The sequence below is a fragment of the Myxococcus sp. AS-1-15 genome, from assembly GCF_020037055.1.
GTDB lineage: Bacteria > Myxococcota > Myxococcia > Myxococcales > Myxococcaceae > Myxococcus > Myxococcus fulvus.
On record NZ_JAIQDF010000003.1, the window covers coordinates 99,245 to 116,744 of the forward strand.

Below are 17,500 nucleotides of genomic sequence, written 5' to 3' on the forward strand. Positions count from 1 at the left end.
ACGCGCATGAAACGCTCCTTCGCTGCGTGTTCCCGCTTCCCGGCCGCCAAGACACGGAGGGAAGCAGGCCAGGCCCGTCCAGAGCGCCGCCACCATGGCGGACTCCAGGGCGGGCATCCCTGACAGCGAGGCGGAAGTGCGCGCGGAGGGGACATCGTCGGGCGCCTCGCCGAGCGCACCCGACAGCCCTCGTCCCACGCACGGTCGTCACTCCACTCGAGCGCGCGAGGAGCGAGACCTGCTCGGCAATCGAGGACCAGGGGAAGGAGCGCATGGGGGCCACTCGTGACTGCTTCGCCAGAAAGGATGCCCTCTTATTGGCAGACCGTCAACAGGCCCTCTTTCCATGGCTATCCACTTTCCGACGGAGCTGGGGCAATCCCAGACATCCAATCCGAGGCGTCCCGCCTCCGGCTCCTCCCGCACGAGGGCATCGGTCGGATGACCGACCTCCTCCCGATGACCGACCTCGGGCGGATGACGGACGCGCGCGGTGAGGCGCCCATGAGACGAGTCCCTCCACGCAATGCCTTCTTCCGCCACACCCCGAGGCCCCATGAGCAAGCGCTTCACCCGCATCCTCGTCACGCTGTTCGTCACGCTCGCGCTGCTCGGCGGCGGCGTCACGCTGTACGGCGACAACATCCGCAAGCTCTTCGGCGCCAGCGCCTCGTCGCTCACGGGGAACCATGAGGCCGTCGCCTCGGGCTCGGAGGGCCTCCAGCGCAAGAGCATGAGGACCTTCGGCAACAACGACGCCTATGGCGACTCCGACACCGGGCAGCGGGCCAGCGTCCCCGTCGCACAGGCCCCGGCCCCCAGCGGCGCGCCCCAGGCCATCAATCCGCGCACCGACGTGCGCGAGGACGCCCTCTCCACCTTCGCGGTGGACGTGGACACCGCCTCCTACACCCAGTTCCGCCGCTCGGTGACGGAGCACCAGCTCCCCCACCCGTCCAACGTGCGCGTGGAGGAGTGGGTCAACTACTTCCGCTACGCCATCCCCGCGCCACCCCCGGGGCAGGGCCCGTTCCACGTCGCGCTCGAGGCCGCGCCCTCGCCCTTCGCGGAGCGCCAGCACCTGCTCAAGGTGAGCCTCCAGGGACGCCACGTCCCCAGGGCCGAGCGCAAGCCCACGCACCTGGTCTTCCTCGTGGACACCAGCGGCTCCATGCAGGGGCCCGACCGGCTGGCGCTCGTCCAGAAGTCGGTGAAGCTCGCGGTGGAGGGGCTCAACCCTCACGACACCGTGGCCATCACCACCTACGCCGGCGGCGTGTCCACCGTGCTCGAGCCCACGCCCGCCAAGGAGCGCAAGCGCATCAACGCCGCCATCGACGCGCTCTCCGCGGGCGGTGGCACCGCCATGGGGGATGGCCTGGAGCTCGCCTACCGTCAGGCGGTGCGCATGGCGGGCTCACAGCGCGTCTCGCGCGTCATCGTGCTGACGGACGGCGACACCAACCTGGGCCGCAACCAGACGGTGGAGACGATGCTCGGCAGCATCCGTCGGTACGTGAAGGAGGGCGTCACCCTGTCCACCATTGGCTTCGGCATGGGCAACTACCGTGACGAGCTGATGGAGAAGCTGGCCAACCAGGGCAACGGCAACTGCTACTACATCGACTCGGAGCGCGAGGCGCAGCGCGTGTTCCGCGACCAGCTGGGCGGCACGCTGGAGGTCATCGCCCAGGACGTGAAGATTCAAGTGGAGTTCGACCGCACCGCGGTGCGCGCGTACCGGCTGCTCGGCTACGAGAACCGCGCCATCGCCGACGCGGACTTCCGCAAGGACGACGTCGACGCGGGCGAGGTGGGCGCGGGCCACACCGTCACCGCGCTCTACGAGCTGGACCTGACGGGCAAGGGGGACACGGTGGCCACCGTGCGCGTGCGCGCCAAGAAGCCGGGTGACTCCGAGGCCGCCGAGCAGCGCTTCGTGCTGAACCGCAACGAGGTGAAGGCGTCGCTGGACCGCGCCTCGGAGGACCTGCGCTTCGCGGCGGCGGTCGCCAGCACCGCGGACCTGCTGCGCGGCACCCTGACCACCGACGAGCGCAACTTCTCGCGCATCCACTCGCTCGCGGCGGACGCCACCCACGGGCAGGAGGACCGCGTGGAGTTCCTCACGCTGCTCGGCAAGCTGCGCCAGCTTCTCGCCCCGCGCCTCGCCAGCAGCTCGCGCTGAGGCCCTACTGGACGCGGCCCGCCAGCGCGCTCGCGGCGGGCACGTCCAGCCACACCTCCACGTCGCGGTGCAGTTGCAGGAACGACGCGGGACACGACGGCGTCAGCGGCCCCTCCACCAGCGCCTTCACCGCCTCCGCCTTCTGCGCGCCGAACGCCAGCAGCATCGCCCGGCGCGACTGGATGAGCGCGCCCATGCCCAGCGTCAGCACCTCCAGCGGCACGCGGCTCGCGTCATCCCCGAAGAACATCGCGTTCGCCTCGCGCGCCCCCCGGCTCAGCTTCGCCCGGTGACAGGGCGCGCGCAGGCTGTCCGACGGCGCGTTGAACGCCAGGTGCCCGTCCGCGCCCACGCCCACCAACACCAATCCCAGCCCCCCCTCCGCCATCAGCTCCGCCTCGTAGCGCTCGCACTCCTGGGCGAGGTCCGGCGCCGCGCCGTCGAGGAAGTGGATGCGCTCCTTCGACAGGTTCACATGTCGGAACAGGTGCCGCTCCATGTACGCGTGGAAGCTGCCGCCATCCTCCGGCGACAACCCCACCCACTCCTCCAGGTTGAACGTCCGCGCCATCGACCAGTCCAGCCGCCGCCTGGCCTGCAGCGACACCAGCTCCCGGTACACGTTGAGCGGCGTGCGCCCCGTGGGCAACCCCAACACCAACGACGGATGCGCCGTCACCGCCTCGGCGATGCGCGCGGCGCACGCGGCGGCCGCTTCCTGCTCGGACTCGAAGACCCGGATGTTCATGGAGGCTCCTCGCTCGAAAAGAGCCGCGCACACGAACATGTTCTTGGGCCCCTCAACACCACCCGGGAGTCACGAAGCCGTTCACCCAGAGGCATGTCCGTGACTGTTGCAGCAACTGCCGTCATCGCCGACACCGCGCGGACGCGACGCGTCATACCGCGCGTGGCGCACGCACGGGTAGAGTGCCCGCCCATGGACCCCTTCATCAGCCTCGACGCCACCGCCCAGGCCGAGCTCGTGCGGCGCCGGGAGGTGACTCCGCTGGAGCTCGTGGACGCGGCCATCTCCCGCATCGAGCGCTGCAACCCCCGGCTCAACGCCGTGGTGCAGACGCAGTTCGAGACCGCGCGCCTCAGGGCGAAGGCTCCGCTGCCCGAAGGCCCCTTCACCGGCGTGCCCTTCCTGCTCAAGGATTTGCTCGCCGCGCAGGAGGGCTACCCGCTCACCTTCGGCTCGCGCTTCGCGAAGGACTTCGCGCCGGGCCATGACAGCGAGCTGGTGAAGCGCTACCTGCGCGCGGGGCTCGTGGTCCTGGGAAAGACCAACACGTCGGAGCTGGGGCTGCTCCCCACGACGGAGGGCTCGCTGCACGGACCGTGTCGCAACCCGTGGGACGTGACGCGCACGCCGGGAGGCTCCAGCGGCGGCGCGGCGGCGGCGGTGGCCAGCGGCATGGTGCCCTTCGCGCACGCCTCCGACGGCGGCGGCTCCATCCGCATCCCCGCGTCCGCGTGTGGCCTGTTCGGCCTCAAGCCCAGCCGGGGCAGGAACCCCACCGGGCCGGAGCTGGCCGACAGTGTCCACTGGCTGATAGGCGAGCATGCCCTCACCCGCACGGTGAGAGACAGCGCGGCGCTGCTCGACGCCACCGAGGGGCCCGACCTCGGCGCGCCCTACCACGCCCCGCCCAAGGCCCGTCCCTACGGCCTGGAGGTCGGCGCACCCCCGGGTCGGCTGCGCATCGGCCTGACGCTGCGCAACGCGGTGGGCGCCCCCGTCCACCCCGAGTGCCTCAGCGCCGTCGTCGCCACCGCGAAGCGGCTCGAGGGCCTGGGCCACTCCGTCCTCGAGGGCAACCTCCAGATTCCCGGCGACGACACGCTCGGCCAGCACTTCATGACGGCCTGGGCCTGTGGCGTGGTGAACACCGTGGAGGGGCTCTCGCGCCGCCTGGGCCGCGCGCCCTCGCCCGAGGACTTCGAGCCCTTCACCTGGGCGCTGTATCAACACGGGCTGAGCCAGGGCCTGTCGGCCTACCTGCACGCGCAGACGGAAATCCTGCGCTTCGGCCGCGTCTTCGCCCGGCACTTCGAGGACGTGGACGTGTGGCTCTTGCCCACCGTCACCGAGCCCGCGCCCGTGCTGGGGACGTTCGCGTCCCTGCCCGACGCGCCGCTCGCTCCCCTGTTCCGCGCGGCGGGCTTCACGCCCTACTGCCCCATGGCCAACATGGCGGGCAACCCGGCGATGAGCGTGCCCCTCCACTGGAGTCCCGAGGGACTGCCGGTGGGCGTGCAGTTCATCGCCCGCTTCGGGGATGAAGCCACGCTCTTGCGGCTGGCGTCGCAGCTGGAGGCCGCGCATCCGTGGACGCACCGGCGGCCGTCGGTGTTCGGCTAGGGGCCGCTCCTCCCGTCGCAGGGCGCTCGGGCAAACTTCATCAGCACGTCGGGTGCAAGGCGCGATAAAACATTCTTCATGAAAGTCGCCGTGCTTACCGGCGGGGGTGACTGCCCCGGCCTGAACGCCGTCATCCGCGCCCTCGTCCGCCGCGCCTCCGCCCACGGTTTCGAGATGATGGGCCTCCGCGACGGGTGGAAGGGCCTGCTCGAGGACAACCACTTCCGCCTCACCCGCGAGACGACCTCCGGCATCCTCCACCGGGGCGGCACCATCCTGGGCACCTCGCGCGTCAACCCGTTCAAGGTGGAGAACGGCCTGGAGAAGGTGAAGCGCGCCATCGAGCGCAACGGAATCCACGCCGTCATCGCCATCGGCGGCGAGGGCACGCTGTCCGCCGCCACGCGCATGTCCCAGGAGGGGCTGCGAATCGTGGGCGTGCCGAAGACCATCGACAACGACCTGAACGGCACCGACTTCACCTTCGGCTTCGACACCGCGGTGGCGATTGCGACGGAGGCGGTGGACCGGCTGCACTCGACGGCCGAGTCGCACAAGCGCGTCATCGTCTGCGAGGTGATGGGCCGGCACGTGGGCTGGATTGCCACCTACGCGGGCATCGCCGGCGGCGCGGACGTCATCCTGGTGCCGGAGATTCCCGCGGACCTGGAGCGCGTGGCCGAGCACATCCGCAGCCGCCACGCGGGCGGACGCAGCTTCTCCATCGTCGTGGTGGCCGAGGGCACGCGCATCAAGCTGTCCGCGGACCAGGGCGAGCAGCTGGTGACGAGCGGCGCGCTGGACGAGGCGGGACGGCCCCGGCTGGGCGGCGTGGGCAACATCGTCGCGCAGGAAATCGAGCGCCGCACGGGCTTCGAGACGCGCGTGTCCGTGCTGGGCCACATCCAGCGCGGCGGCGCGCCCACCGCGCATGACCGCGTGCTGGCCACGCGCTACGGCGTGCACGCGTGCGACATGGTCGCCCGGGGCGAGTTCGGGAAGATGGCCGCGCTCAAGGGCAACGAAATCGTCAGCGTGGAGCTGGCCGCCGCCACCAAGGAGCTCAAGCGCGTCCCGACGGAGTTCTTCGAGGTCGCCCAGGTGTTCTTCGGCTGACGCAACGCGACAACGCTCGGGGCGCGAGTGACGCGGGACGCTGGCCCGAGCGCGCATCCGGTAGCATCGGCGCCCCACCCTCGCCTCGAAGGGACGTGCCGATGCTGCCAGGCCGCATGATGGACTTCCCGCTGACGTTGACGCACTTCCTGGAGCGCGCGCGGACGTACTACCCGCGCTCCGAAATCGTCAGCCGCAATCCGGACAAGTCGATGCACCGCTACACGTACGCGGACTTCTACAAGCGCACGTGCCGGCTGATGAACGCGCTGAAGCGGCTGGGGGTGAAGGCCGGCGACAGGGTGGCGACGCTGAGCTGGAACCACTACCGGCACCTGGAGGCGTACTTCGGGATTCCGGCGATGGGCGCGGTGGTGCACACGCTCAACCTGCGACTGCATCCGAATGATTTGGCCTACATCGCCCGGCACGCCGAGGACACGGTGGTGCTGGTGGACCGCTCGCTGTGGCCCCTGTTCGAGAAGTTCGCGGCGCAGGTGCCGAGCATCCGCCATGTCATCGTCATCCCGGACGCGGGGCCCGCGCCGGAGGGGACGCTGGACTACGAGCAGCTGCTCGCGGCGGAGCCGGAGACGTTCGACTTCCCCACGCTGGAGGAGAACAGCGCGGCGATGCTCTGCTACACGTCGGGCACGACGGGCAACCCCAAGGGGGTGCTGTTCAGCCATCGGTCCATCACGTTGCACACGCTGGTGTGCTGCATGAAGGATTTGACGGGCATCGGCGAGGCGGACTCGGTGTTGCCGGTGGTGCCCATGTTCCACGCGGCGGCGTGGGGGTTGCCGTTCGACGCGCTGCTCACGGGGGCGCGGATGGTGATGCCGGGGCCGCACCTGGACCCGCCGTCGCTCCTGGAGTTGATGTCGGCGGAGAAGGTGACGGTGGCGGGCGGAGTGCCGACCATCTGGCTGGGCATCCTCGCGTTGTTGGACCAGGACCCGAAGAAGTGGGACCTGAGCGCGATGCGGACGATGTTGATTGGAGGCTCGGCGGCGCCGCCGGCGATGATTGACGGCTTCCGGCAGCGGCACGGGCTGGAGGTGACGCACGCCTGGGGCATGACGGAGATGAACCCGGTGGGGACGATGGCGAAGGTGAAGCAGGCGCTTCGCCACGCGGACGCGAAGGCGCAGCTGGGGGCGCAGAGCTCGCAGGGCTTCGCGCTGCCGTTCGTGGAGACGCGGGTGATGGGGGAGGACGGGAAGGCGTTGCCGTGGGACGGCGCGACGATGGGCGAGCTGGAGGTGCGCGGGCCGTGGGTGGCGGGCTCGTACTACGGCGGCGAGGGCGCGGACCGCTTCACGGCGGATGGCTGGTTCAGGACGGGGGATGTCGTCACGTTGGACGCAGATGGGTATGTGCGCATCTGCGACCGGAGCAAGGACGTCATCAAGTCGGGCGGGGAGTGGATTTCGTCGGTGGCGTTGGAGAACGCGCTGATGAGCCACCCGGCGGTGCTGGAGGCGGCGGTGTTCGCCGGGCGGCATGCGCGGTGGGACGAGCGTCCGCTGGCGGCGGTGGTGCTCAAGCCGGGGCAGGCGGTGAGCAAGGAGGCGCTGACGGAGCACCTGGCGAAGCAGTTCGCCAAGTTCTGGCTGCCGGACGACTACCTCTTCATCGAGCAGATTCCGCGCACGTCCACCGGGAAGTTCCTCAAGACGAAGCTCCGTGAGGACTACGGCGACCACCTCATCAAGAACCCGAGCACCGCCGCGGGGTGAGGCACGGTGGGCCCGCCGTCCGTGGAAGGACGGTGGGCCCCAAGCTCGTCAGCCCTGCTGGTCGATGAGCTGGATCTTCCGCTGCCGGCACACGTCCTCGAAGTCGCCCCGGTTGAAGGTGACGAGGGCGTGGAGCCGGTGGCTCCGACTGAGCAGCATCAGCCGCACCACCCGGTCCACCAGACTCAGGGCGCGGTAACCACCGTCCTTCGTCAGCTCCTCGAAGCACTCCGCGAGCGCCTGCTCGCGCATCTTCCGGTCGAACAACATCGACAGCCGGTTGCGCTGCCGCAGGCGCTTCAAGTCCCGCTCCAGCAGCCCCATCGACGCGCTCCTGCGAGCCATGCGCGTCGACACCGTCTCGTAGAGGATGGGCCAGGGCACCACCAGTTCGTGGGCAGTCGAGTCGAACAGCTTCTCGAACAGCGCCTTGGCGACGCCGTGGAGACCATCCCTCGGGTCATAGAGCGCGAGCAGGAAGCAGGCATCGACACAGACCTTCATGCGTCGTCCTGCTCCTCACCGGCGAGCTCGACGTAGCCGACCCACGGGGCGGGACGCCGGTTGCCGAAGAGCCACTTGCCGCTCCACTTCCCTTCCTTGTCGGAGCCAATCAGGTAGGCCCGCCCCTTCTTGCCCACGATGGGCTTGAGGGCCCGCTTGAGCTGCACGGGCGTCTGCTCCGTGGTGAACGTCGCGATGCCGTCACCACACTCGCGCGCGTCCAGCTTCGCCAACCACCGGTAGAGGTCGTCGTAGTTGCCCCGGAGCCCCAAGTCGAACGAAAGCCAGTACCGCGTCATGAGCCCTCCCTGTCGAGCCCGAGCACTCTCGCCTCGACGGACTTCGGCCCGAAGGGGCGCGAGGTCCATCCCGGGTGTCTCACCCCCCAGGTCGTGCTGTCTACTCCCTACCCTCCTTCGCGGCCCCATCACGACAGGGGCCGTATGGCCCGGCGATTCACTCAGACGATGCATGCAGTCTCACAGGTTGGACGGTCCGCGCCCCTTCACGAGCGCGGACCGTCTCCGCTGCAAGCCACACGCCTCACGGCGCACGATTTCCGAACCAACGCGGAGCCATCCACGAACTTGTAACTACGGCTTACACGTTCGGCCCACCGCGTCAGTTCGCGCCGAGGCAGACGCCGCCGCAGGTGGCCTCCACCTTGCCGTCGGGCCTGAGGAACAGGTCCACCTGCTCACGGCCCTTCGTGTTGCGACGCACCCCTTCGTGCACCGGGTTGTCGTCCGCCGGCAGGTTCGCCACCGTGCCCGGCAGCGGCGAGGGCAACCCGAAGTCGAACTGCACCAGCGCCGCGCCGTCGAGGACCCCCTCCACTGCCGGCAGCTCCGGCACGCGCCACGTCGCCGGCAACTGCTGCGTCAGCCCCATCGCCCGCGCATGCAGCTCCGTCGCCACGTTGGGCACCTGTGCATCGCCCAGGCCGTACTGCACCAACACCTTGCGCGACGCGGGGCTGCCTTCATACGGCGTCTTCAACACGTGCGGCGCGTACGTCAGCGGGTCGATGCGGTCGAACCCCGTCTGCGTCATCGCCGCGAACTTCTGCTGGTCCAGCGCGTCCGGCACCGCCGCGGCGATCGCCTGCAGGAACGGCGCGAAGGGCTTCGCCCGGAACATCATCAGCGAGAAGTCCGCCCCACCCACGCTGAACACCGCGCGCTCGAGATGCGGCGAGAGCGCCACGTACGTCCCGCCCAGGATGTGCCCCTGGCTGATGCCGTAGAAGTACGTCTGCCCCGGCTCGTACACGAGCACCCCGTTGTCGCTCAGCTCCGGCACGTCCCGGAGCGTCGTGCGCGCCGCGTACGTCACCGCCATCTGGTTCACCATCCCCTGATGCACCCGGTCCGAAAAGCGCATCGTCTGCCCCGGCTGCTGCGCCATCGCCCCCACCACCCCCGGCGCGTCCGCCTGCGACATCCCCCACCAGTCCACCGTCACCACCACCATCCTCGTCGCCTGCACGAACGGCCGCACGAACGAACCATCCGCCTCACCCTGCCCACCGAAGAAGCCGTGCCCGTACTGGAGCAGCCGCACCGGCGCCACGCCCTGCCCCCAGACACTCCGGGGAATCTGCAGCGTGAAGGGCACCTCCGCCTCGCCATTGCGCCGCACCCGCCCCTGCGCATCCCGCGCCAGCAGCGCTCCGGGCTGCGCCGTCTCCATGAACAGCGGCACCCGCAGCGTCCCCTTGATGCGACGCGCGATGTTCGCGTCCACGTCGTTCGTCACCTCCGTCACCGTCACCACCGGCGGCGTGGCATCCATCGCCTCCATCGCCAGCCGACGCACGTCCAACATGTCCCGCGTGACGTTCTCCTCGGTCTCCGTCGTGAAGTCCCACGCCAGCTGCAGCTCCGCGCGCGGCACCCCCGCCGCCTCCAACGCCGGGAAGATGTCCGCCTCGTAGCGCCGGGCCAGCGGCGCCAGCAGCGCGTCCCCCGCCGTCTGTCCATCCCGGATGCGGCGGAAGCCCTCCGGCACCGGCACCGGCGTGCCGTCCTTCGCCTTCAGCCCGCGCAGCGCCACGACGTAGCGCGTCCCACCCTTCAGCCGCACCGCCGGCCGCACCAGCAGCGCCCGCCGCGCGTCCGCCGCCGCCCGAGGGTCCAGCTCCGCGAAGTGCAACACCCCCGTCCCCGCCTCCGCCTCCAACAGCACCGTGCTCCCCGACGTCGCCGCCGTGGGCCGCGTCACCGAGGGCAGCCCCGTGTCATCCACCCCGCCCGGGAACAGCGCCAGCATCTGCGTGCCATGCGAATACCCATCCGCCGGATGCAGGTCCGTGAAGTCGAACGGCGTCCCATCCCGCGTCTTCAGCTTCGCGGCCGCGCTCAGCGTCACCCGGTGCCCCGACGGCAGCGCCGCGTCCTCCTTCAGGAAGTAGTCCGAGGGATACGGCAACAGGCAGTCATGCTCGGATGCCAGCGGGTTGCAGCCCTCCGGCACCTGCAGCGGCGGCAGCTCCGAGCCCGAGTCCGGTGCCCCCGCGTCCGGCGTCCCCGAGTCGGGCTGCGCCCCGGCGTCCGGCATCGGCAGGTCATCGTCCGAGTCCGAGCACCCGCTCAACGCCAACAACGACGCCGCCAACACCCAGGCGCCGTGCTTCCTCATTCGCTCCCACATGGCTTGGACGCTCCTCGCGCGAACACAAATGTCTGTGTCACACGAGTGTCACCGGACACGCCGCGAGCGCAAAGCCTCATCTCACGACACACCGCGCCACGCACCACCATGCAGCGTCAGCCCTCACCTGGGGCTGACGCTGAGCTTCCACGGATGTATCAGATTCCGCAGATATCCTCGGCGAGCGAGATGCACGCGGCGATGAACTGCGCCGTCGTGCAGCCGCCGTTCTGGGTGCAGACGATGTCGCCGGTGCCCGGCTCGCTGCACCACTGCAACGTCACCCAACACGCGGCCTGGGTGACGGTGCGCTCACCTTCGATGGCCTGGGCGCTCACGTTGCTCTCGCCCGAGGCGTCCCGCACGATCACGGACCTCCCATCGTTCAGCGTGGCCTCGTACCGGGGCCCCTTGTCGTCGACTGTCGCCTCCGGCGTGGTGCCCTCGCCGCAACCGGCGAGCACGCCCATGGAAACAGCCGCGACCATCACGAATGACAGTGCCTTCATGCGCTTCTCCTGGTGATGGAGCCCACCGACCCGAGCTCCGTGGGCGGATATGCAATGATTGTCGAGCCTTCTCCATCGTTGATAGCCACTAGCTGAAATGTTTCCAGCCTCGTCTCGGGTCTGGGATTACAGCCACTCGCAATCACTGCGCATGGATTGAGCCTCGCGCGTGCCTCCATGAAACCTTCCGAAGAACCCGGACCAAACCCGCTCCATGTGCTCACGTGGGAGCGTTCGCTGGTGGACGGCGGCGGCCTGGTGCGTGCGGGTGCGCGCCAGGGCCCGCGGCTTCGGGGTAGGTTGTGGCCACCATGCCGTCCGTGAAGCAACTGCGCCCGTTCGCCCTGGCAACCCTGGAAGCCTTCCTCGACGCCTCCGGGCCCGTGGTCCTCGTCCAACAGCCGCCCGAGCCCGTCTTCCAACAGGTGGCGATGCGGCTGGGCGAGGCGCGCACCGTGGGCATGGCGCACCGCACCCGGCTGGTGGACCGGCTCTTCGTCATGCTGCGCGGCTTCGACGCGCTGGAGGTCCACTTCCTGCGTCCGGCCGTGGACGGGCAGGAGCTCACCGTGGGACGGATGGAGGGCTGCACGCTCATCGTCCCGGACCCGTCCGTGTCCAAGCACCACGCCACGCTCAAGTGGCACGCCTCGGCGGGGGACTGCTCGGTCCGGGACGTGGGCTCGATGAACGGGACGTGGGTCAACACCGCCGCGCTGACGCCCGAGCAGGACGTGCTGCTCACGGATGGCGACGCGCTGGGTTTCGGCGATGCCCAGTTCCTCTACCTGCGCACCGAGACGCTGCACGCGCACCTGCGCATGGCCAGCCCCGGCGCCCGGGGCTGATGCCCACACGCCCTGGGGAATGTCCCGGGCCGCGCGGACGTAGGGAGGACGCCCTGGCGCCCAGGCGAGCCTCGGTGACAGGGGCATCACCTACATTCAGCCACTTCGTGCGGCGGGGCATGCGGCCCGGCGCTATGACTGCGGTTCTCGTGCGCTTGGGAGCGTGTTGATGGTCAGGCCGTTGCTTCTCCTCCTGGTCTACGTGGTCGCCTGGACCGTCCTGAAGTCGTTCTGGCCCGCGATGGCGCGAGGGTGGCGCCGGTGGGTGTTGCTCGGCGGCTCGGCGCTGTCCCTGGCCGTCTGGCTGGTGCCCGCCATCGCCGGACGCACCTCCGAGGTCCCCGCCCTGCTGCGCATCCTCGCCACGGGCTGGTCCATCTCCGCCATCATCATCTTCCTCGTCGGCGGCCCCCTGGCCCTGCTGCGCCGGTGGATGGACCGCCGCGCCCGGGCGAAGGCCTCCCCTGACGTCATGACGACCCAGGCCCCGGTCCCCGAGGCCCCCGAGTCCGTCCCCAGCGGAACCCCCGCCACCCACTCCACGCAGGCCAGCGCCCTGGAGTCGCTGACGTCCGCGAGGATGAGCCGGCGCAACCTCCTGACGAACGCGGGGCGCGCGGTGCCGCTGCTCGCGGTGGGGACAAGCACGGCGGGCCTGGCCAGCGGCTCCATGGGCTTCAAGGTGGAGTCGGTGGAGGTGCGCCTGCCGGGCCTGCCCGCCGCGCTGGATGGCTTCCGCATCGGCCAGATTACCGACGTACACGTGGGCACCTTCATCGACACCCAGTACCTGCGCGACACGGTGGCCGCGATGAACGAGGCCAAGGTGGACCTCCAGGTGATGACGGGGGACCTCATCGATGACCTGGACCAGCTCGACGCCACCATGGCCGCGCTGGAGGAGTGCCGCGCGCCTCACGGAATGCTGGCGGTGCTCGGCAACCACGAGCACTGGCGCGGGCTGGACGAGGTCGTGGAGGCCTACGCGAAGTCCCAGTCGCGGGGCAGCCCGGTGCGCCTGCTCGTGGACGAGTCCCACACCTTCGAGCACGGCGGCCAGCGCGTTCGCGTGGTGGGCGTGGACTACCCCATGTCCGGCCGCAGCCACCGCGTGAAGGCCGCGCGCATGAAGCAGTCCGCCGAGCAGGCCTTCCAGGGCGTCTCTCCCGACGAGGTGGTGCTGTGCCTCACGCACCACCCGGACTTCTTCGACCACGCCGCCGAGCGCGGCGCGCGGCTGACGCTGGCGGGCCACACCCATGGTGGCCAGGTGGCCTTCTTCGGGATGCCGTTCTTCTTCTTCGCCTTCCAGTACATGCTCGGCCGCTACCGCCGGGGCGACCACCAGCTCTACGTGTCCGGCGGCACCGGACACTGGCTGCCCTTCCGCCTGGGCGTCCCGCCCGAGGTGACGGTGCTCACGCTCCGCTCGGCGTGAGCGCGGACTGCTGGCCGTAGGTCTTGAACTTCTCCAGCACGCGCGCCATCTCCGCGTCGTCGAGCAGCACGGGCTCTCCCACCTGGAGCGCTCGCCAGTACATGGCCGCGAGCGTCTCCACCTCCACCGCCAGCTTGAAGGCCGAGGGCAGGTCCCGCCCCAGCGCCAGCATGCCGTGGTTCGCCATCAGGCACGCCTTGCGGCCCTCCAGCGCGTCCAGGACGTTTCGCGCCAGCTCCGCGGTGCCGAAGGTGGCGTACGGCGCGCACCGCACGTCGACGCCGCCCGCCGCGCAGACCATGTAGTGGAAGGCCGGGATGCCCCGGCGAAGACACGCCAGCGTGGTGCTGAACATGGAGTGCGCGTGCAGCACCGCGCCCACCTCCGAACGGGCCTCCAGGATGTCCCGGTGGAGCTGCCACTCGGACGACGGACGCCGTGGGCCCTCGTGGCTTCCATCCATGCGCATGAGGACCATGTCCTCGGGCACCAGCACTTCGTAGTCCATGCCGGTGGGCGTCAGCAGGAAGCCCCCGTCCACGCGCACGCTCAAGTTGCCGCTCGTGCCCTGGTTGAGCCCCGCCGCGTTCATCTTGCGGCAGGTGGCGATCATCGCCTCTCGCACGACGCGCTCGTCCTTCATGAGCCCATCCTCGCGCGCTCCGGGAACAGCGAGCGCAGGCCCGCCTCACTCGCCGGACACACGCCCCGCTCGGTGATGAGCGCTGTCACCAATCGCGCGGGCGTCACGTCGAAGGCGTAGTTGGCGGAGGGGCTGCCCTCCGGTGTCACCCGCACCGTGGCCACCTCCCCCGAGGCGAGCCGGCCCGTGACGTCGCTCAATTCGGAGCCATCGCGCTGCTCGATGGGAATCTCCCGCACGCCGTCGCGCAGACTCCAGTCGATGGTGGGCGAGGGCAGGGCCACATAGAAAGGCACGCCGTTGTCCTTCGCCGCGAGCGCCTTGAGGTAGGTGCCAATCTTGTTCGCCACATCACCGTGGGCCGTGGTGCGGTCCGTGCCGACGATGCACAGGTCCACCTGCCCGTGCTGCATGAGGTGGCCGCCCACGTTGTCGGCGATGACGGTGTGCGGGACACCATGCTGCCCCAGCTCCCACGCCGTCAGCTGCGAGCCCTGGTTGCGCGGGCGCGTCTCGTCCACCCAGACATGCACGGGCAGGCCCGCGTCGTGCGCCAGGTAGATGGGCGAGAGCGCCGTGCCGAAGTCCACCGTCGCGAGCCACCCCGCGTTGCAGTGGGTGAGCACCTCCAGCCGGCCCTTCCTCCCCTTCTTCTCCCACGCGGCCTCCAGGAGCCTCAGGCCGTGCTCGCCCAGCGCCCGGTTGATGGCCACGTCCTCGTCGCACAGCTCGGCCGCGCGCCGCTTCGCCGCCTCCACGCGCTCGGCGGGCGGCAGCGGGGTCAGCACACGGCGCATCTCCTCCAGCGCCCAGTGCAGGTTCACGGCGGTGGGCCGCGTCTCACCCAGCACCGCGAGGGCCCGCGTCAGCGCCGCGTCGGAGGCATCCGCGCGCAAGGCCAGCCAGACCCCGTAGGCGGCCGTCGCGCCGATGAGCGGAGCGCCCCGCACCCGCATCGCGCGGATGGCGTGCGCGGCCTCGTCCAGCGTCTCCAGTCGCGCGGTGACGAAGGCGTGGGGCAGCCGCGTCTGGTCGATGATGCCCACCGCGCGGGCATCCGGCTCCAGCCAGACGGCGCGGGTGGGCTTGCCGTGGACCTTCATCGCCCGAGCACCCGTCCGGCCACCGCGGACAGCTTCTCCACCATCGCCGCGTCGCGGGCGTCCGGCGCGGTGATGAGCGCGTGCTCCAGCGCGCGCTGACACCCCTGCCGACAGGGCCCCTCGTGTCCTCCGAGCAGCGGCACCACCTGCTTCACCAGCGAGCGCGCCTTGCCCGCGTTGCCCACGAGCACCGAGACGACCTGGTCCACCGTGACGGCGTCGTGCTCGGGGTGCCAGCAGTCGAAGTCCGTCACCATGGCCACCGTCGCGTAACAGAGCTCCGCCTCCCGGGCGAGCTTGGCCTCCGGCATGTTCGTCATGCCGATGACGTCACAGCCCCACGTCCGATACAGCCGGCTCTCCGCGAGCGAGGAGAACTGCGGCCCCTCCATCGCCAGATAGGTGCCGCCCCGGTGCGCGGCCACGCCCAGCGCTTCGCACGCGGCCACCACCGCCTCCCCCAAGCGCGAGCACGTGGGCTTCGCCATGGACACGTGCGCCACCAGCCCCGTGCCAAAGAAGCTCTTCTCCCGCGCGAAGGTGCGGTCCACGAACTGGTCCACCACCACGAAGGTGCCCGGCGGCAGGTCCTCGCGCAGGCTGCCCACCGCGGACAGCGACAAGAGGTCCGTCACCCCGCTGCGCTTGAGCGCGTCGATGTTCGCCCGGAAGTCGATGTCGCTCGGGGCGATGCGGTGCCCGCGGCCATGGCGGGGCAGGAACACCACCTGCGTGCCCTCGAGCGTGCCGAAGCACAGCTCGTCGGAGGGCTCGCCGAAGGGCGACGACACCTTCCTCCACGCGACGTCCTTCAGGCCATCCATCTGGTACAGGCCACTGCCACCGATGATGCCGATGACGGGCGCGGGGGCTCGGGACATGGGTCTTCTCCGGGGTCGAGGGACACCACCAGCGTACCAGCCTCCCCGCGGCCCACGTGGGTTGACAGCGTCACGCGCGACTCTATATTCAACCTCATGGTTGAACAATACGCGAGCCAGCTCGACCACACGTTCCATGCGCTGTCCGACCCGACACGTCGGGCGATGCTGCGCAACCTGTCGGTGCACGAGCGCAGCGTCGGAGAGCTGGCGGCGCCCTTCCAGATGTCCCTGGCCGCTGCGTCCAAGCACATCAAGGTGCTGGAGCGTGCGGGGCTGGTGCACCGCGAGGTGAAGGGCCGCACGCACGTCTGCCGGCTCAACGCCCGGCCGCTGTCGGACGCGCAGGACTGGATTCGCTACTACGAGCGCTTCTGGAGCGAGCGGCTCGACATGCTGGAGAGCCTGCTGCGCGGCGAGGCTCCCACGCCCCCTTCCCCCAAGAAAGGACGCACCCGGTGAATGCCTCGAAGACGGTCCAGGTCCAGCTCACCCGCTTCTTCCCCGCCAGCGCCGAGCGCGTCTTCGACGCGTGGCTGAGCCCCGAGACGCTCGGCCGGTGGATGTGGGGCCCGGGTGTGCGCGACGAGGAGGTGGTGCACCTGCGGCTCGACGCGCGCGTGGGCGGCGGCTTCTCCTTCCTCGTGCGCAGGAAGGGTCAGGACATCGACCACATCGGGACCTATCTGGAGATAGCCCGTCCCCAGCGACTGGTCTTCACGTGGGCCATCCGCGAGGAGCCGATGAGCGAGGAGAACATCAGCCGCGTCACCCTGGACTTCCGGCCGAGGGACGCGGGCTGTGAGCTGACGTTGACGCACGTCATGTCGGACACGTGGGCCGAGTATGCGGACCGCACGCAGGCGGGCTGGGCCACCATGCTCACCACCCTGGCGCGCGAGCTGGCCGTGGAGACCCCGCGCCATGGCTGAACACGGCGTCGTCACCGAGCCCCAGACGGTGCGCCTGGAGCGCGTGCTGCCGGGTCCGCTGGAGCGCGTGTGGGCGTTCCTCACGGACCCGGAGCTGCGCGGGAAGTGGCTCGCCGCCGGGGACATGGAGCTGCGCGAAGGTGGAAGCGTCGAGCTGCGCTTCCAGCACGCCCACCTCTCCCACGAGCCGGTGCCCCAGCGCTATCAGGTGATGCGCGATGGCCATCGCCACACGGGGCGCGTGCTCCGCTGCGAGCCGCCACACGTGCTGAGCTACACCTGGGCCGAGCAGACGGGCGCCCCCTCCGAGGTCACCTTCGAGCTGAGCGCTCGGGGCTCGGACGTGCTGCTCGTCGTCACGCACCGGCGCCTCGTCACGCGCGAGGACCGCGTCAGCGTCGCGAGCGGCTGGGACACCCACCTGGGCATCCTCGAGGACCAGCTGCGCGGACAGACGCCTCGCGGCTTCTGGTCCACCCACGCACGCCTGGAGGCCGAGTACGAGGAGCGCTTCCCTCGGGATTGAAGTCCTCGGCGCGTGACGGGCCCTCGCCTTGTTGCCCGCCGCGGCTCGAG

General features: G+C 70.2%; 17 protein-coding genes. 9 read left to right on the forward strand and 8 right to left on the reverse strand.

The annotated features are described in order from the left end of the window. The first annotated feature begins 556 nt into the window (after nt 1-556). On the forward strand, nt 557-2,188 hold the full coding sequence (locus K8625_RS09945) for a von Willebrand factor type A domain-containing protein (protein ID WP_223782552.1): 1,632 nt from the start codon (nt 557-559) through the stop codon (nt 2,186-2,188). A gap of 4 nt (nt 2,189-2,192) precedes the next feature. Here the strand turns inward: K8625_RS09945 and K8625_RS09950 are convergent, their stop codons facing one another. Then, nucleotides 2,193-2,936: a glucosamine-6-phosphate deaminase gene (locus K8625_RS09950; protein ID WP_223782553.1), complete on the reverse strand. Its 744-nt coding sequence runs from the start codon at nt 2,934-2,936 to the stop codon at nt 2,193-2,195. A 192-nt stretch (nt 2,937-3,128) separates the two neighbouring features. On the opposite strand from K8625_RS09950, the gene K8625_RS09955 reads away from it, so the two are divergent. From K8625_RS09955 to K8625_RS09965, 3 genes are all read left to right on the forward strand, one after another. Next, nucleotides 3,129-4,556, forward strand: coding sequence for an amidase (locus K8625_RS09955; RefSeq protein WP_223747124.1), 1,428 nt, complete (start codon nt 3,129-3,131; stop codon nt 4,554-4,556). A 78-nt stretch (nt 4,557-4,634) separates the two neighbouring features. Next, entirely contained in the window at nt 4,635-5,672 is a 1,038-nt protein-coding gene (locus K8625_RS09960) for a 6-phosphofructokinase (protein WP_141332983.1), read from the forward strand. Between the two features lie 101 nt (nt 5,673-5,773). Next, nucleotides 5,774-7,414, forward strand: coding sequence for a long-chain fatty acid--CoA ligase (locus tag K8625_RS09965; RefSeq protein ID WP_223747123.1), 1,641 nt, complete (start codon nt 5,774-5,776; stop codon nt 7,412-7,414). Between the two features lie 48 nt (nt 7,415-7,462). On the opposite strand, the gene K8625_RS09970 is transcribed toward K8625_RS09965, so the two are convergent. From K8625_RS09970 to K8625_RS09985, 4 genes are all read right to left on the reverse strand, one after another. Beyond that, nucleotides 7,463-7,918 (reverse strand): hypothetical protein, encoded by a 456-nt coding sequence (locus K8625_RS09970; RefSeq protein ID WP_223747122.1) that lies wholly within the window; start codon nt 7,916-7,918, stop codon nt 7,463-7,465. Beyond that, on the reverse strand, nt 7,915-8,217 hold the full coding sequence (locus K8625_RS09975; RefSeq protein WP_223782554.1) for a hypothetical protein: 303 nt from the start codon (nt 8,215-8,217) through the stop codon (nt 7,915-7,917). Before K8625_RS09975 ends, K8625_RS09970 begins: the two co-directional genes overlap by 4 nt. A 322-nt stretch (nt 8,218-8,539) precedes the next feature. Continuing rightward, nucleotides 8,540-10,570 carry a hypothetical protein gene (locus K8625_RS09980; RefSeq protein ID WP_223782555.1) on the reverse strand — a complete coding sequence of 677 codons (2,031 nt, stop codon included), beginning with the start codon at nt 10,568-10,570 and terminating at the stop codon, nt 8,540-8,542. A gap of 158 nt (nt 10,571-10,728) precedes the next feature. Further along, nucleotides 10,729-11,079 (reverse strand): hypothetical protein, encoded by a 351-nt coding sequence (locus K8625_RS09985; protein ID WP_223782556.1) that lies wholly within the window; start codon nt 11,077-11,079, stop codon nt 10,729-10,731. 311 nt (nt 11,080-11,390) lie between these two features. Between K8625_RS09985 and K8625_RS09990 the strand changes: the two genes are divergently transcribed. Next, nucleotides 11,391-11,927 (forward strand): FHA domain-containing protein, encoded by a 537-nt coding sequence (locus K8625_RS09990; protein WP_223782557.1) that lies wholly within the window; start codon nt 11,391-11,393, stop codon nt 11,925-11,927. A 169-nt stretch (nt 11,928-12,096) separates the two neighbouring features. Next, a complete protein-coding gene (locus K8625_RS09995) occupies nt 12,097-13,365 on the forward strand; it encodes a metallophosphoesterase (protein WP_223782558.1) in 1,269 nt (422 codons plus the stop codon). Here K8625_RS09995 and K8625_RS10000 read toward each other — a convergent pair. Genes K8625_RS10000 through K8625_RS10010 form a run of 3 tightly spaced genes read right to left on the reverse strand, consistent with a single transcriptional unit; the run spans nt 13,346 to nt 15,992 of the window. After that, a complete protein-coding gene (locus K8625_RS10000; RefSeq protein ID WP_223747117.1) occupies nt 13,346-14,008 on the reverse strand; it encodes a class II aldolase/adducin family protein in 663 nt (220 codons plus the stop codon). The two genes, K8625_RS09995 and K8625_RS10000, sit on opposite strands and share 20 nt — an antisense overlap. Continuing rightward, nucleotides 14,005-15,111 carry an S-methyl-5-thioribose-1-phosphate isomerase gene (gene mtnA / locus K8625_RS10005; RefSeq protein WP_223782559.1) on the reverse strand — a complete coding sequence of 369 codons (1,107 nt, stop codon included), beginning with the start codon at nt 15,109-15,111 and terminating at the stop codon, nt 14,005-14,007. The genes K8625_RS10000 and mtnA overlap by 4 nt, the downstream gene beginning before the upstream one ends. Continuing rightward, the gene (locus tag K8625_RS10010; RefSeq protein ID WP_223782560.1) at nt 15,108-15,992 is read right to left on the reverse strand and encodes an S-methyl-5'-thioadenosine phosphorylase; all 885 of its coding nucleotides are present in this window, start codon (nt 15,990-15,992) and stop codon (nt 15,108-15,110) included. The genes mtnA and K8625_RS10010 overlap by 4 nt, the downstream gene beginning before the upstream one ends. Before the next feature lie 96 nt (nt 15,993-16,088). Here K8625_RS10010 and K8625_RS10015 point away from each other — a divergent pair, with 96 nt between their 5' ends. From K8625_RS10015 to K8625_RS10025, 3 genes are read left to right on the forward strand one after another with little or no spacing between them, the layout of a single operon-like run. Further along, nucleotides 16,089-16,454, forward strand: coding sequence for a helix-turn-helix transcriptional regulator (locus K8625_RS10015; RefSeq protein ID WP_223782561.1), 366 nt, complete (start codon nt 16,089-16,091; stop codon nt 16,452-16,454). Further along, on the forward strand, nt 16,451-16,924 hold the full coding sequence (locus tag K8625_RS10020; RefSeq protein WP_223747113.1) for an SRPBCC domain-containing protein: 474 nt from the start codon (nt 16,451-16,453) through the stop codon (nt 16,922-16,924). The genes K8625_RS10015 and K8625_RS10020 overlap by 4 nt, the downstream gene beginning before the upstream one ends. Then, entirely contained in the window at nt 16,917-17,450 is a 534-nt protein-coding gene (locus K8625_RS10025; protein ID WP_223782562.1) for an SRPBCC family protein, read from the forward strand. The genes K8625_RS10020 and K8625_RS10025 overlap by 8 nt, the downstream gene beginning before the upstream one ends. The last annotated feature ends 50 nt before the right edge of the window (nt 17,451-17,500 follow it).